This is a genomic window from Micromonospora sp. NPDC000663 (assembly GCF_042898105.1).
Classification (GTDB): Bacteria; Actinomycetota; Actinomycetes; order Mycobacteriales; family Micromonosporaceae; genus Micromonospora.
Genome location: NZ_JBIAYR010000004.1, coordinates 172,060 through 185,001 on the forward strand (window position 1 = coordinate 172,060; position 12,942 = coordinate 185,001).

General features: G+C 72.6%; 15 protein-coding genes. 10 read left to right on the forward strand and 5 right to left on the reverse strand.

Annotated elements, in window-relative coordinates; all coding sequences use genetic code 11:
- Positions 1–13: 13 nt before the first annotated feature.
- The 3 genes from ACFY1S_RS16285 to ACFY1S_RS16295 are packed head-to-tail and all read right to left on the reverse strand — an operon-like array spanning position 14 to position 2,528.
- On the reverse strand, positions 14–745 hold the full coding sequence (locus ACFY1S_RS16285) for an ABC transporter ATP-binding protein (RefSeq protein WP_387118129.1): 732 nt from the start codon (positions 743–745) through the stop codon (positions 14–16).
- Positions 718–1,551 carry an ABC transporter permease gene (locus ACFY1S_RS16290; protein ID WP_387118132.1) on the reverse strand — a complete coding sequence of 278 codons (834 nt, stop codon included), beginning with the start codon at positions 1,549–1,551 and terminating at the stop codon, positions 718–720. The genes ACFY1S_RS16285 and ACFY1S_RS16290 overlap by 28 nt, the downstream gene beginning before the upstream one ends.
- On the reverse strand, positions 1,548–2,528 hold the full coding sequence (locus ACFY1S_RS16295; RefSeq protein ID WP_387118135.1) for an aliphatic sulfonate ABC transporter substrate-binding protein: 981 nt from the start codon (positions 2,526–2,528) through the stop codon (positions 1,548–1,550). Before ACFY1S_RS16295 ends, ACFY1S_RS16290 begins: the two co-directional genes overlap by 4 nt.
- Positions 2,529–2,702: 174 nt before the next feature.
- Here ACFY1S_RS16295 and ACFY1S_RS16300 point away from each other — a divergent pair, with 174 nt between their 5' ends.
- Positions 2,703–3,878, forward strand: coding sequence for an LLM class flavin-dependent oxidoreductase (locus ACFY1S_RS16300; protein WP_387118138.1), 1,176 nt, complete (start codon positions 2,703–2,705; stop codon positions 3,876–3,878).
- Between the two features lie 19 nt (positions 3,879–3,897).
- Here ACFY1S_RS16300 and ACFY1S_RS16305 read toward each other — a convergent pair whose 3' ends face one another.
- On the reverse strand, positions 3,898–4,305 hold the full coding sequence (locus ACFY1S_RS16305) for a hypothetical protein (RefSeq protein WP_387118141.1): 408 nt from the start codon (positions 4,303–4,305) through the stop codon (positions 3,898–3,900).
- Between the two features lie 289 nt (positions 4,306–4,594).
- Here ACFY1S_RS16305 and ACFY1S_RS16310 point away from each other — a divergent pair, with 289 nt between their 5' ends.
- From ACFY1S_RS16310 to ACFY1S_RS16340, 7 genes are all read left to right on the forward strand, one after another.
- Entirely contained in the window at positions 4,595–4,897 is a 303-nt protein-coding gene (locus ACFY1S_RS16310; protein ID WP_091398934.1) for an urease subunit gamma, read from the forward strand.
- On the forward strand, positions 4,894–5,229 hold the full coding sequence (locus ACFY1S_RS16315; RefSeq protein ID WP_364364023.1) for an urease subunit beta: 336 nt from the start codon (positions 4,894–4,896) through the stop codon (positions 5,227–5,229). The genes ACFY1S_RS16310 and ACFY1S_RS16315 overlap by 4 nt, the downstream gene beginning before the upstream one ends.
- Positions 5,226–6,929 (forward strand): urease subunit alpha, encoded by a 1,704-nt coding sequence (locus tag ACFY1S_RS16320; RefSeq protein ID WP_387118145.1) that lies wholly within the window; start codon positions 5,226–5,228, stop codon positions 6,927–6,929. The genes ACFY1S_RS16315 and ACFY1S_RS16320 overlap by 4 nt, the downstream gene beginning before the upstream one ends.
- Entirely contained in the window at positions 6,929–7,633 is a 705-nt protein-coding gene (locus ACFY1S_RS16325; protein ID WP_387118148.1) for an urease accessory protein UreF, read from the forward strand. Before ACFY1S_RS16320 ends, ACFY1S_RS16325 begins: the two co-directional genes overlap by 1 nt.
- Complete coding sequence (gene ureG, locus ACFY1S_RS16330) at positions 7,623–8,396, forward strand: urease accessory protein UreG (RefSeq protein WP_387118151.1); 774 nt, start codon at positions 7,623–7,625, stop codon at positions 8,394–8,396. The genes ACFY1S_RS16325 and ureG overlap by 11 nt, the downstream gene beginning before the upstream one ends.
- Positions 8,396–9,151 carry an urease accessory protein UreD gene (locus tag ACFY1S_RS16335; RefSeq protein ID WP_387118154.1) on the forward strand — a complete coding sequence of 252 codons (756 nt, stop codon included), beginning with the start codon at positions 8,396–8,398 and terminating at the stop codon, positions 9,149–9,151. Before ureG ends, ACFY1S_RS16335 begins: the two co-directional genes overlap by 1 nt.
- An 83-nt stretch (positions 9,152–9,234) precedes the next feature.
- Complete coding sequence (locus tag ACFY1S_RS16340) at positions 9,235–9,609, forward strand: cupin domain-containing protein (RefSeq protein WP_364364037.1); 375 nt, start codon at positions 9,235–9,237, stop codon at positions 9,607–9,609.
- Between the two features lie 20 nt (positions 9,610–9,629).
- On the opposite strand, the gene ACFY1S_RS16345 is transcribed toward ACFY1S_RS16340, so the two are convergent.
- Positions 9,630–10,088, reverse strand: coding sequence for a MarR family winged helix-turn-helix transcriptional regulator (locus tag ACFY1S_RS16345; RefSeq protein ID WP_387118158.1), 459 nt, complete (start codon positions 10,086–10,088; stop codon positions 9,630–9,632).
- A 96-nt stretch (positions 10,089–10,184) separates the two neighbouring features.
- Here ACFY1S_RS16345 and ACFY1S_RS16350 point away from each other — a divergent pair, with 96 nt between their 5' ends.
- Complete coding sequence (locus ACFY1S_RS16350) at positions 10,185–11,267, forward strand: substrate-binding domain-containing protein (protein ID WP_387118161.1); 1,083 nt, start codon at positions 10,185–10,187, stop codon at positions 11,265–11,267.
- A 409-nt stretch (positions 11,268–11,676) separates the two neighbouring features.
- Positions 11,677–12,921, forward strand: coding sequence for an urea ABC transporter substrate-binding protein (urtA, locus tag ACFY1S_RS16355; protein ID WP_387118164.1), 1,245 nt, complete (start codon positions 11,677–11,679; stop codon positions 12,919–12,921).
- The last annotated feature ends 21 nt before the right edge of the window (positions 12,922–12,942 follow it).

A 12,942-nucleotide genomic window follows, 5' to 3' on the forward strand; every position in this document is an offset into this window, starting at 1 on the left:
GCGTCTCCGCTCGTCAGGTGGTGGGAACGCCGAGCCGGTCGAGCAGGTGGCGGCGCAGCGCGCCGAAGGCCGGGTCGTCAGGAGTGCGGGTGGGGGCCAGTTCGACGGGCAGGTCGGCGGCGATGCGGCAGTCGTCCAGCAGCAGGATCCGGTCGGCGAGCAGCAGTGCCTCCTCCACGTCGTGGGTGACCAGCAGCGCGGCGAAGCCGTGCTCGGCGCGCAGGCGGCGCAGCAGGATCTGCATCCGCAGCCTGGTGAGCGCGTCGAGGGCGCCGAACGGTTCGTCGAGCAGCAGCAGGTCCGGTTCGCGGACCAGCGCCCGCGCCACGGCCACGCGTTGCGCCTGCCCGCCGGACAGTTCGGCAGGCCGGGCGCGGTGCCGGTCGGCGAGCCCGACCTCGGCCAGCGCCCGGTGGATCCGCCCGGTGGCGTCCGCACCGGACAGCCCCAGCCCGACGTTGTCCGCCACCCGTTTCCACGGCAGCAGCCGGTGTTCCTGGAAGACCACTGCGGCGGTGCCGTGCACCACGACCGTCCCGCTGGCCTCGCCATCCAGCCCGGCGAGGATCCGCAGGAGGGTGCTCTTGCCCGACCCGCTGCCGCCCAGCAGGGCGACGACCTCGCCGCGGGCGATGCTCAGGTCGACACCGGCGAGCACGACCGTCGGCCCGAACGCCCGGCGCACCGCGTGGGCGGTGAGCACCGGCGCGGTGCCGTTCAGGTGGCCCGCAGTCCGCGACGCCATGTCAACATCCTCCTCTCCAGGACACGCAGCGCACTGTCGGATATCAGCCCGAGCAGCGCGTAGACGAGCAGGCCGAGCACCACCACATCGGTCTGGCTGAACTCCCGTGCCTCCATCATCAGAAAGCCGATCCCCGTCTGGGCGTTCACCTGCTCGCCGACGACGAGGCTGAGCCAGGCCGCCCCGATCGCCAGCCGCAGCCCGAGGAAGAGGGACGGCAGCGCGCCGGGCAGCACCACGTGGCGCAGACGGGCGGCCTGCCCGAGGCCGCAGGTGCGGGCCGCCTCCACCAGCCGCTCGTCGATGTCCCGGATGCCGGCGTACGTGTTGAAGTAGATGGGGAAGAACGCGCCAAGGGCCACCAGGCTGATCTTGAGTGATTCGCCGATGCCGACCCAGATGATCAGCAGCGGGACGAGGCCGAGGTGCGGCAGCATCCGGGCCATCTGCACAGGCGGGTCGACCAGGTCGTCGCCGAGCCGCAGCAGCCCCGCCACGGTGCCCAGGATCAGCGCCAGGACACCGCCGACAAGCAGTCCCGCGCCGGCGCGGGTGAGGGAGTCCAGCAGATGCACGGCGAGGGTGCCGTCGCGGGTCAGCCGCCAGCCGGTGGTCAGGACGGCGCTGGGCGCCGGCAGCTTCTCGGGCGCCAGCAGCCCGGTCCGCGCGGCCACCTCCCAGCCCAGGATCAGCGCCACCGGGCTGACGAGCCGCCACCACCTGCGGGTCGGGCGCTGGCGGACGGAGACCACCGGGAGGACCGGGGCGACCTCGCCGGGCGGCTCGGCGAGCGTCGTACGGGTCACTGGAAGACCTCGCTGAACCGGCTGTCCACCCGGGACCGGAGGTCGACCGGGCCGGGGATGAGCCCCAGTGCGATGAAGCTGTCGGTGATCGCCTGGAGTTCGTCGCCGATGGCCGGGGTGACCGGGGCCAGCGGCCTGGCACTGCGGTCCAGGGCGCGAGCGGTGACGTCCTGCGCGATCTTCAACTCCGGCGCGAGGGTGGCGGCCCGCTCCTCGGGGTGGGCGATGCCCCAGTCGGCCACCTCGCGGTAGCTCTTGAGGAAGGACCGGATCTCGTCCGAGCGCTTCGCGACGGCGTCGGGGCTGGCCAGCACGTACTCGCGGTTGCTGGCCAGGCCCGTGGCGTCGGCGAGCACCTGGACCCCCGGCTGCTCGGCGAGGGCGAAGTACGGGTCCCAGATGACCCAGGCGTCGACCTGGCCGCTGTCGAAGGCGGGCCGGCCCTCGGCGGGCTTGAGGTACTTGACCTGGATGTCCTTGAGGGTCATGTGGTTCGCCTCCAGCAGCCGGACCAGCAGCCAGTGCACATTGGAGCCCTTGTTCAGGGCGACCGTCCGGCCCTTGAGGTCGGCGAAGCTGCGAAAGCCCCGGTCGGACTTGACCAGCACGGCCTCGCCCTGCGGGATCGGCGCCGAGGTGCCGATGACGGAGAACGGGATCTTCCCGGCGGCGGCGAAGACCGGTGGCGCCTCACCGACCTGCCCGATGTCGATGGAGCCGGCCTTGAGCGCCTCGGTGAGCGCCGGGCCGCTCTCGAACAGCGACCACTCGACGTCCGGCGTGGCGCCGCGCGCCTTGACCAGGCTCAGCCCGCCGAAGCGCTGGTACCCGATCCGGAGCTTTCCCGTGTCGCCGGCGGCGTCGGCGGACCCGCCGCAGGCGCTCACGGCGGCCGTGGCGAGCAGAGCGACTGCCGTCAGCGCGGCAGTGGCCAGTCGACTGCGGTACGGGGGAGGGCTGATCGAGGGGGTGCGCATGGCGGCTCCTTGGTCGAACGGTGGGCCGGGCCGCGTTGACCGGCGTGACTGCGTGGGCGGTAGCCTACTAACCCGATAGGTTTTATGGGTAGGCTGTCGGCGGCATCGTCCCACCCCTCAGGAGGCGCCCGCCTCGCCGCGCGCCGACCGCCCCGCCGACGGAAAGAGCCCCCGATGACCCTCACCTTCCACTGGTTCCTGCCCACCAACGGCGACAGCCGGGACATCGTCAGCGGCGGCCACGGCGTACCCACCGGGGCCGCCGGAGGCGCCCGCCCGGCCAGCGTGGCGTACCTCGGGCAGATCGCCCGCACCGCCGAGCAGCTCGGCTTCGTCGGCGCGCTCACCCCGACCGGCGCCTGGTGCGAGGACGCCTGGCTGAGCACGGCGATGCTCACCGAGGTCACCGAGCGCCTCAAGTTCCTGGTCGCGTTCCGGCCCGGCCTGCTGGCGCCCACCCTCGCCGCCCAGATGGCCTCCACCTTCCAGCGGCTGTCCCGGGGCCGACTGCTGCTCAACGTGGTCACCGGCGGCGAGTCGCAGGAGCAGCGGGCGTACGGCGACTTCCTGGACAAGGACGCCCGGTACGCGCGGGCCGACGAGTTCCTGCACGTGGTGCGCGCGCTGTGGCGGGGCGAGACGGTCGACCACGCGGGCGCCCACGTGCGCGTCGAGCAGGCGCGACTGCACCGGCTACCCGAGCCGGTGCCGCCCGTCTACTTCGGTGGCTCGTCCACCGCCGCCCTGCCGGTGGCGGTGCGCCACAGCGACGTCTACCTCACCTGGGGCGAGCCGCCGGCCCAGGTCGCCGACAAGGTCAACCGGGTCCGCGCGTTGGCGGCCGACGCCGGACGCGAGCTGCGCTTCGGCATCCGCCTGCACGTCATCGCCCGGGACACCGCCGAGCAGGCGTGGACGCAGGCCCGCCGCCTGCTCGACGGCATCGCCGAGGCCGACATCCAGGCCGTGCAGGACGGGCTGCGCCGCAGCGAGTCCGAGGGGCAGCGCCGGATGCTCGACCTGCACGGCGGCTCCCGCGACCGTCTGGAGGTCGCGCCCAACCTGTGGGCCGGCGTCGGGCTGGTCCGCGGTGGGGCCGGCACCGCCCTGGTCGGCAGCCACAGCGAGATCGCCGACCGGATCGCCGAGTACCACGCGCTCGGGATCGACGAGTTCATCCTCTCCGGCTATCCCCATTTGGAGGAGGCGTACTGGTTCGGCGAGGGTGTGCTGCCGATCCTGCGTGACCGTGGCCTGTGGCGGCACCCCGACGGCCGGTCGGGGTCCACGGGGCAGGTCGACATCCCCTTCGCCGGGGTGCCGACGCGGGAGCCCGCAGCGGCCCGCTGACCGGGCCGCCCGCCACGACTCAGCCGGGCCGGCCGGCCAACCTCCGCCGGCTCACCCGGCGGGTGGCGACGCTGACAAGCGTGCTGCCGGCCGCCATCGCGACAAGCACCAGACCCGCGCCGACCGGCCACAGCCCACTGTCGTCGGTCGACGCGGCCTGCCACGACCAGGCCGCCGTGAAGGCCACAGTCATCACCGGCGCCACCAGCCACGGGCTGAGCCGGGTACCGGCGAGCGCGGCCAGCAGCACGAGCGTCAGCACACAGCCGACCACCTGCCACGGCGCGTACGGGCCACTTGTCGCGTCGGCCTGCGCGTCGGCCGTGTACCCGGTGTCCCAGCTCAGCCAGAGCAGCCACACCCCGACCGTGGCCGCCGCCAGGAACAGAACACCGAGCAGTGCCCGCGTACCCCTCGTCGCCGTCATCCGGCGATCATGCCTCGCGTTGCGGCGTACCGGAATGGGGGCCGGCCTGTTGCCCGGCCGGTGACGATCCTCTACGGTCGGCTCAAGCGGTGGGCGGTGCGGTCCGCATCCGACCGGACACCGCCGGATGCCCGTCGCGCGGGCCGGGATGGTGGAGTCCCGGAACGCCCCGCCAGCGGCGAGCCCGGCGGTCGTGTGACTCCAGCTCGTCTTCCGGGTGTTGCCGCCCGGCGCGCTCCGTGCGGAGCCGACGGCGAGCCGGGCACGCCGATCCCCACCGGGAGAGCCCGTGTTCCTCAGCCCGCACGAGCAGGACCGCCTGCTCGTCCACGTCGCGGCAGATGTCGCCCGCGCCCGCCGCGAACGCGGCCTGCGCCTCAACTATCCCGAAGCCGTCGCGGTGATCACCGCGTTCCTGCTCGAAGGGGCCCGCGACGGCCGGTCGGTCGTCGACCTGATGTCGGCCGGTCGGACCGTGCTCGGCCGTGACGACGTCCAGGACGGCATCCCCGAGCTGCTGAGGGAGGTGCAGGTGGAGGCGACCTTCCCGGACGGCACCAAGTTGGTGACTGTGCACCACCCCATCCCGTGATCCCGGGGGAGATCCTGCCGGCCGCCGGCCCGGTCGAGATCAACGCGGGCCGGCCGGTGACGACGCTCGTCGTGGTCAACACCGCCGACCGGCCGGTGCAGGTGGGCTCGCACTATCACTTCGCCGAGACCAATCCGGGCCTGTCGTTCGATCGGGACGCCGCGTGGGGACAGCGTCTCGCGGTACCGGCCGGCACCTCGGTCCGGTTCGAGCCGGGAGTCAGCCGCACCGTCGACCTCGTCCCGCTCGGTGGCGCGCGCGTCGTGCCGGGCCTGCGCGCGGAGTGCGCCGGGCCACTGGACACCCCGACGACCGACGGGCCGGCGCGGTGAGCGCCGTGCGGCGCGACCGCTACATCGACCTGTACGGACCCACCGTCGGTGACCGGATCCGGCTGGCCGACACGAACCTGCTGATCGAGGTGGAGACCGACCACTGCGTGGGCGGCGACGAGGTGGTCTTCGGCGGCGGGAAGGTGATCCGCGAGTCGATGGGGCAGTCCCGCGTCACCCGCGCCGAGGGCGCGTTGGACACCGTCATCACCGGCGCCGTGGTGCTCGACCACTGGGGCGTGGTCAAGGCCGACGTGGGGCTGCGCGACGGACGCGTCGTCGCGCTGGGCCGCGCGGGCAACCCGGACACCATGCCCGGCGTCCATCCCGACCTGGTCATCGGCCCGGCCACCGAGGTGATCGCCGGCAACGGCCGGATCCTCACCGCCGGGGCTGTCGACACCCACGTGCACTTCATCTGCCCGCAGATCGTCACCGAGGCGCTGGCCAGTGGCATCACCACCCTCGTCGGCGGCGGCACCGGGCCGGCCGAGGGGACGCGGGCCACCACCGTCACCCCGAACGCCTGGCATTTGGCCCGCATGCACGAGGCCCTGGACACGCTGCCGGTGAACGTGCTGCTGCTCGGCAAGGGCAACACGGTGTCCAGCGAGGCGCTGTGGGAGCAGCTGCGCGCCGGTGCGGGCGGCTTCAAGCTGCACGAGGACTGGGGCACCACACCTGCGGCGATCGACGCCTGCCTGCGGGTGGCCGACGCGTCAGGGGTGCAGGTCTCCATCCACACCGACACGCTCAACGAGGCCGGTTTCGTGGCCGACACCCTGCGCGCGATCGGCGGGCGGGCCATCCACTCGTACCACACCGAGGGCGCGGGAGGCGGGCACGCGCCGGACATCATCACCGTGGCCGGTGAGCCGAACGTGCTGCCGTCGTCGACGAACCCGACCCGGCCGTACACCGCCAACACCCTCGCCGAGCACCTGGACATGCTGATGGTCTGCCACCATCTCAACCCGTCCGTGCCGGAGGACCTGGCGTTCGCCGAGAGCCGGATCCGACCGTCCACGATGGCCGCCGAGGACCTGCTGCACGACCTCGGCGCCATCTCCATCATCGGCTCCGACGCGCAGGCGATGGGCCGGGTCGGCGAGGTGATCCTGCGGACCTGGCAGAGCGCGCACGTGATGAAGGACCGGGTGGGCGCCCTGCCGGGCGACGGCCCCGCCGACAACCACCGGGCCCGGCGGTACGTGGCCAAGTACACGATCTGCGCGGCGATGGCCAACGGGCTGGAACGGGAGATCGGCTCGGTCGAACCGGGCAAGCTCGCCGACCTGGTGCTCTGGGACCCGGCGTTCTTCGGCGTACGACCGCACCTGGTGCTCAAGGGCGGCATGATCGCCTACGCCCAGATGGGTGACGCGAACGCCTCGATCCCGACCCCGCAGCCGACGCTGCCGCGGCCGATGTTCGGCGCGTACGGCGTCGCGGCGGCGGCCACCAGCCTGGCCTTCGTGGCGCCGGCTGCCCTGGACGCCGGGCTGCGCCTGGACGTGCAACGTCGCGTGGTGCCGGTGACGGACGTGCGGTCGCGGGGCAAGGCCGACCTGCCGGAGAACAACGCCATGCCGCGGATCGAGGTGGACCCGGACACGTTCACCGTCCGGATCGACGGCCAGGTGGTGGAGCCGGACCCGGTGACCAGGCTGCCGATGGCCCAGCGGTACTTCCTGTTCTGATGACGACGTCCAGCCTGATGCTGCTGCTGGCCGACGGGCGCTTCCCGGCCGGGGCGCACGCGCACTCCGGCGGTCTGGAGGCGGCAGTCGCGGCCGGCCGGGTCACCGATCTGGCCTCGCTGGAGGCGTTCCTGGCCGGACGGCTGGCCACCGCCGGTCTGGTCGGTGCGGCGTTCGCGGCGGCGGCGCACCGGGCGGCGGTGGCCGTCGACGCGGCCGGACCGGGCCCGTCCCGACCGGCCGCGCTGGCCCGGCTCGACGCCGAGCTGGACGCCCGGACCGCCGCGCCCGCGCTGCGGGCGGTCTCCCGCCGGCAGGGTCGTGCCCTGCTGCGCGCGGGACGGGAGATCTGGCCGGACACGCCGTTCGACGACCTGCCCACCGAACCCGGGGGAGCGCACCAGCCGCTGGTGCTCGGGCTGCTCTGCGCCGCCGCCGGACTGAGCCGCTCCGACACCGCCACGGTCGCCGCGTACGCCACGCTGACCGGGGCCGCCAGTGCCGGCGTACGCCTGCTCGGCCTCGACCCGTACCGGGTCCAGGCCCTGCTTGTCGGCCTGGCCGACGCCTGCGACGGCACCGCCGCCGACGCGGCCCGCGCCGCCGACGACCCACCGGAGCGGCTGCCTGCCGCCGCCGCCCCGCTCGCCGACATCCACGCCGAAGTCCATGCCACCTGGGAGGTGCGTCTCTTTGCGTCCTGACACCGTCGTGCCCACGACCGACCCGACCCCACCGCCATCGCCCGCCGCGCCGCACGACGAGACCGTCCCCCACACCCATCCCGAGCCGGGGGTGGACCCGCATCCGCCGTTGGCTCGCGCCGGCCGGGCCCTGCGGGTCGGCATCGGCGGGCCGGTCGGGTCGGGCAAGACCGCCCTGGTGGCGGCGCTGTGCCGGGCCTTCGCCGACGAGCTGCGGCTCGGGGTGGTGACCAACGACATCTACACGACCGAGGACGCCGACTTCCTGAGGCGGGCCGGCGTGCTGGACCCCGCCCGGATCCGCGCGGTGGAGACCGGCTGCTGCCCACACACGGCGATCCGGGACGACATCGGCGCGAACCTGGACGCCGTGGACGAGCTGGCCGAGGCGGTCGGTCCGCTGGACCTGGTGCTTGTGGAGAGCGGCGGGGACAACCTGACCGCCACCTTCAGTCGCGGACTGGTCGACAGGCAGATCTTCGTGGTCGACGTGGCTGGCGGGGACAAGGTGCCGCGCAAGGGCGGGCCGGGAGTCACCGCCGCCGACCTCCTGGTGATCAACAAGACGGACCTGGCACCCATGGTCGGCGCGGATCTGGGGGTGATGGACCGGGACGCGCGGGCCCGGCGTGGTGACCTCCCGACCATCTTCCTGTCCATCGTGGGAGACCCCACGGCGACGTCGGTCGCGGACTGGATCCGGCACGAGCTGGCTCACCACGCCACCCTGCACCCTCTGGCCGCCCCGGTCGGCCCAACCTGATGCGGGCGCTCGCCCGGCTCGTCGCCCGGGCCGACGGTCGGGGCGGCACCACCCTTGTCGAGCTGCGCGGCGAGACGCCCTTGCTGCTGCGCCAGACCCCGGCCGACGGTGGTGTCGCCACTGTGCACATCGTCGGCGGGGCGGCCGGCCCGATCGCCGGGGACGATCTGCGTCTGGAGATCGAGGTGGGTCCGGGCGCGGCGGTCCGGGTGCACAGCGTCGCCGCGTCGATAGCCCTGCCGGGTCGCGTGGGCGCCGTGTCCCGGATGGCGGTGCGGGCGGTGGTGCACGAGGCCGCCACGCTGCACTGGCTTCCGGAACAGGTGGTCGCGGCGGCCGGCTGCGCGCACCTCGCCGAGTCGCGCGTCGAGCTGGCCGCCGGCGCGCGCCTGCGCTGGCGCGACGAGCTGATCTGCGGCAGGTACGGCGAGACGCCCGGCGGGGCCGTCATGCACACCCACGTCGACTACGCGGGCCGACCACTGCTGCGCCAGTCCCTTGCCGTCGGGCCGCACGCGCCCGGCTGGGCCGGCCCCGCCGTGCTCGGCGGCGCGCCGGCCACCGGCTCGCTGCTGCTGGTGGACCCGTCACGACCGGCCGAACCCGCGATTGCCGACGGCAGCGTCGCCCGGCTGCCGCTGGCCGGCGGTCCGGCGACGCTGTGGACCGCCACCGCCCCCGACGCGCACACCCTGCGCGCCCACCTCACCGTGCCTGGAGGTGCCGCAGCCGTTGTTGGCGGTCTTCGTCCCTGACGGGCCGGCGGGCCCCTATTCTCGAGAGACACCCGCCCACCGCAGCGATTCGCCGTTCGCATGACGGCTCACAGGAGGCCGTGATGAGTGGCGACGACCGGCCTGAGGGCATCAGCCCGACAGCGGTGCAGGGCGCACCGGGGCTGTGGCGTGTCGACCTCCAGCGACACGACCTCAGCATCCCGGGACGCGAGGTCGTCCAGAGTCGGGTGGAGTTCACTCCGGACTCGCCGCCGTTCAAGCACTTCCACCCCGGCGAAGAGATCATCTGCGTCCTGCAGGGCTCCCTGGAGTACACGCTCGAAGGTCAGCCGCCCGTGGTGTGCAACGCCGGTGACGCGCTGACCGTGCCGTACGGCGTCCACCACCAGGCACGCAACGTCGGCAGCGGCATCGCCGTCGAGTTGGCCACGTACGTCGTGGAGAAGGGTAAGCCGCTGCTCACCAAGGTGGAGTGAACCAGCTCGGGGAACGCTGGTCAGCGGCGTGGACCTGTCGCGCCGGCACTGTCGCGGTGGCGGGCCGGGGCGAGGCGGGCCACCAGGTCGTCGAGCTGGTCGACCAGGTCGGGCGGGACGCCCAGCTCGGCGAGGCTTTCCCGGACCCGCGCGTCGACCCGCTGGTGCTCGCTGCGGCCCCGGATCGTGAGGTACGCGCGGATCCGACGGCGGTCGAACGGGTCGACCCGACGGAAGACGAGGTTGCTGTCCACGAGCTGGTCGACCAGTTTGGTGAGCGTGCCCGGCGGCAACGACGCCTCGGCGGACACCTCGCTCATCGGATGGCCCTGGCCGTCGGCGAGCAGGCAGAGCACCCGCCACGCCTCGACGGTCAACCCGGCCTCGGCCAGTACGACGCCCAGCCGGCGGGAGAGCAGCCGTTCGGCGCGGGTGAGCGAGCGCAGCAGGTCCGCTGGCGCCCCGGGCACGTCTGACATGGAACTCCCTGGTCCGGTGGCGCTGCCATCGTAGCGAGTCGTCCCGGTCCGTGGTGAGCTCTGGTCTTCCGTGGTGGGCCGGGCAATCATGTGCTCATGTCCGAGCCGGCGCCTGCGTGGCTCACCGTCGACCGGGGCGTGGTCAGCATCGCGCTCGTCTATCCGATGCGCGGCCCGGCGGGGATGTTCGGTCCCACCTGTGAGCTGTGCGCCCAGCTCGCGACCGAGGAGATCAACAGGTGCGGCGGGGTGCTCGGCCGGGAGGTGCGGCTGGTGCCGGTCGACGGCGGTGCCCCGCCCGCCGAGGTGGCCGCCGAGGTCGAGGCGCTTGTCTCGCTCGGGGCCGTGCAGGGGGTGACCGGCTGGCACATCTCCTCGGTACGGCAGGCGTTGGCGCCCCGGGTCGCGCACCGCGTGCCGTACGTCTACACGGCCCTGTACGAGGGCGGTGAGCGGACCGAGGGGGTGTACCTGACGAGCGAGACGCCGGACGCCCAGTTGTGGCCGGCCATGCGGCTGCTCGCCGGGGAGCAGGGGGTGCGCCGCTGGTTCCTGGTCGGCAACGACTACGTGTGGCCCCGCCGCACCGCCCGGGCAGCCCACAGGTACGCGTTGCGCGCGGGCGGGCGGGTGGTGGGTCAGGCGTTCCTGTCGTTGGAGGCGCACGACTTCGACGAGGTGCTGCGGCGCATCGAGCGCAGCGAGGCGGACGCGGTGGTGATGCTGCTGGTGGGCGCGGACGCGGTGCGGTTCAACAGGGCGTTCTCCCGGGCCGGTCTGGACCAGCGCTGTCTGCGGTTGAGCACGCTCATGGACGAGAACATGCTGCTGGCCAGCGGCGCCGGCGCGACCCGCCGGCTGTACAGCACGGCGGGCTTCTTCGCCGGCCTGGTGACACAGGAGAACCTGGACTTCCACGGCGAGTTCGCCAGTCGGTTCGGGGTGGAGGCGCCGCCGCTGGGCAGCCTGGGGGAGTCCTGTTACGAGGGCGTCATGCTGCTCGCGGCGCTGATCGGGCAGGCTCGCACGCTCGACGTACGGGCCATCGAGACGGCTGCGGACACGGTGGCGTACCACGGGCCGCGGGGGCGGTTGCGGCTGCGACGCCGGCACGTGCGTCAGCGCATCTATCTCGCCGAGGCGGACGGTCTCGACTTCCGGGTGCTCGCGCAGCTCTGACCGGCGGCCCGCCCGGCCGACCCTTGACAGTCGCACCGGCGGCGACCCTAAGATGCTTCCTGCGTGAAGTATCTGCCCCGGGGGCGGATGCTCATCAATCCGCGTCCGTGGTCGGCGAATCGCGCGCCGACCATTGCGACGGCAATTCTCTCCGACGATTCCACAACGGTCGGCACCGTCTTTCCTCGACGGTGCCGACCGTTTCCTCGTGGGTGTGCGGGGACGCGGTGGGAAACAGTCAATTAAGGGCCGGGAAACACGAACGCAACGATGCCGGTCGACGCTTTGCCTGCCCGTACCCGATGCGGTGCCGTGGTGGCGTCCACCCGTCGACCTCGGCATCGCCGACAGTTCCAACGGACCGCACCGACCGTCCATTCGCCACTTGAGCGCACCGCAGGGAGAATAGATGTCACTGTTCCGGGGCCGCCGCATCCTGGCGGGTGCCATGACCCTCATCGCCGCGGCCGCGATGACCGCGTGCGGCAGCAAGACCACCGACGAGGGCGGCGCGGCGGGCGTCAGCGCGGACGTCTCCAGCGACACCGTCAAGGTGGGCCTGCTCAACTCGCTCTCGGGGACCATGGCGATCAGCGAGGTCACCGTCCGCGACTCCATCATGCTGGCCGTCGAGGAGATCAACGCGGCGGGTGGCGTCCTCGGCAGGAAGATCCAGCCGGTAGGTGAGGACGGGGCCTCGGACTGGCCCACCTTCGCCGAGAAGGCCGAGAAGCTCATCTCCGAGGACCGGGTCGCCGCCGTCTTCGGCTGCTGGACCTCGGCCAGCCGCAAGGCCGTCAAGCCGGTGTTCGAGAAGAACAAGGCGCTGCTGTTCTATCCGGTGCAGTACGAGGGTCTGGAACAGTCGCCCTACATCTTCTACACCGGAGCGACGACGAACCAGCAGATCGTTCCCGGGCTCGACTACCTCAAGTCGCAGGGGGTGAAGTCGGTCTATCTGGTCGGCAGTGACTACGTCTTTCCCCGTACGGCCAACAAAATCATCAAGGCGTACGCGACGGCGAACGGGATGACCGTGCGGGGCGAGGATTACGCGCCGCTCGGGTCGACCGAGTTCGGCACGATCGTCAACAAGGTCAAATCATCAGGCGCGGACGCCGTCTTCAACACCCTCAACGGGGACAGCAACGTGGCGTTCTTCAAGGAGTACAAGTCGGCCGGGCTGAGCGCCACCGCGATGCCTGTGGTGTCCGTGTCGATCGCCGAGGAGGAGGTCAAGAGCATCGGCACCCAGTACCTCCAGGGCCAGTTGACCGCCTGGAACTACTACCAGACCACGCCGGGCGCGGCGAACTCGAAGTTCGTGGCCGCATACAAGGCGAAGTACGGCGCCGACAAGCCGACGAGCGACCCGATGGAGGCCGCCTACGTCGGTGTGTACCTGTGGAAGGCGATGGTGGAGAAGGCCGGCGCCTTCGACGTGGAGAAGGTCCGCGCCGCCTCGGACGGGATCACGTTCGACGCGCCGGAGGGCCTGGTCACCGTCGACGGGGAGACGCAGCACATCGCCAAGACCGCCCGGATTGGCAGGATCGGCGCGGACGGGCTGATCACCGAGGTGTGGAACTCCGGCAAGCCGGTCCAGCCCGACCCGTACCTGAAGACCTATCCGTGGGCGAGCGGCCTGAGCTGACGACGCCGGCCCGGGCGGGGC

Bases quoted from the DNA above. Each gene is read 5' to 3' on its own strand.
- ACFY1S_RS16350 (WP_387118161.1), top strand. From the start codon at position 10,185: ATGTCCGAGCCGGCGCCTGCGTGGCTCACCGTCGACCGGGGCGTGGTC.
- ACFY1S_RS16335 (WP_387118154.1), top strand. From the start codon at position 8,396: ATGCGGGCGCTCGCCCGGCTCGTCGCCCGGGCCGACGGTCGGGGCGGC.
- ACFY1S_RS16325 (WP_387118148.1), top strand. From the start codon at position 6,929: ATGACGACGTCCAGCCTGATGCTGCTGCTGGCCGACGGGCGCTTCCCG.
- ACFY1S_RS16295 (WP_387118135.1), bottom strand. From the start codon at position 2,528: ATGCGCACCCCCTCGATCAGCCCTCCCCCGTACCGCAGTCGACTGGCC.
- ACFY1S_RS16345 (WP_387118158.1), bottom strand. From the start codon at position 10,088: ATGTCAGACGTGCCCGGGGCGCCAGCGGACCTGCTGCGCTCGCTCACC.
- ACFY1S_RS16300 (WP_387118138.1), top strand. From the start codon at position 2,703: ATGACCCTCACCTTCCACTGGTTCCTGCCCACCAACGGCGACAGCCGG.
- ACFY1S_RS16285 (WP_387118129.1), bottom strand. From the start codon at position 745: ATGGCGTCGCGGACTGCGGGCCACCTGAACGGCACCGCGCCGGTGCTC.
- ACFY1S_RS16340 (WP_364364037.1), top strand. From the start codon at position 9,235: ATGAGTGGCGACGACCGGCCTGAGGGCATCAGCCCGACAGCGGTGCAG.
- ACFY1S_RS16305 (WP_387118141.1), bottom strand. From the start codon at position 4,305: ATGACGGCGACGAGGGGTACGCGGGCACTGCTCGGTGTTCTGTTCCTG.
- urtA (WP_387118164.1), top strand. From the start codon at position 11,677: ATGTCACTGTTCCGGGGCCGCCGCATCCTGGCGGGTGCCATGACCCTC.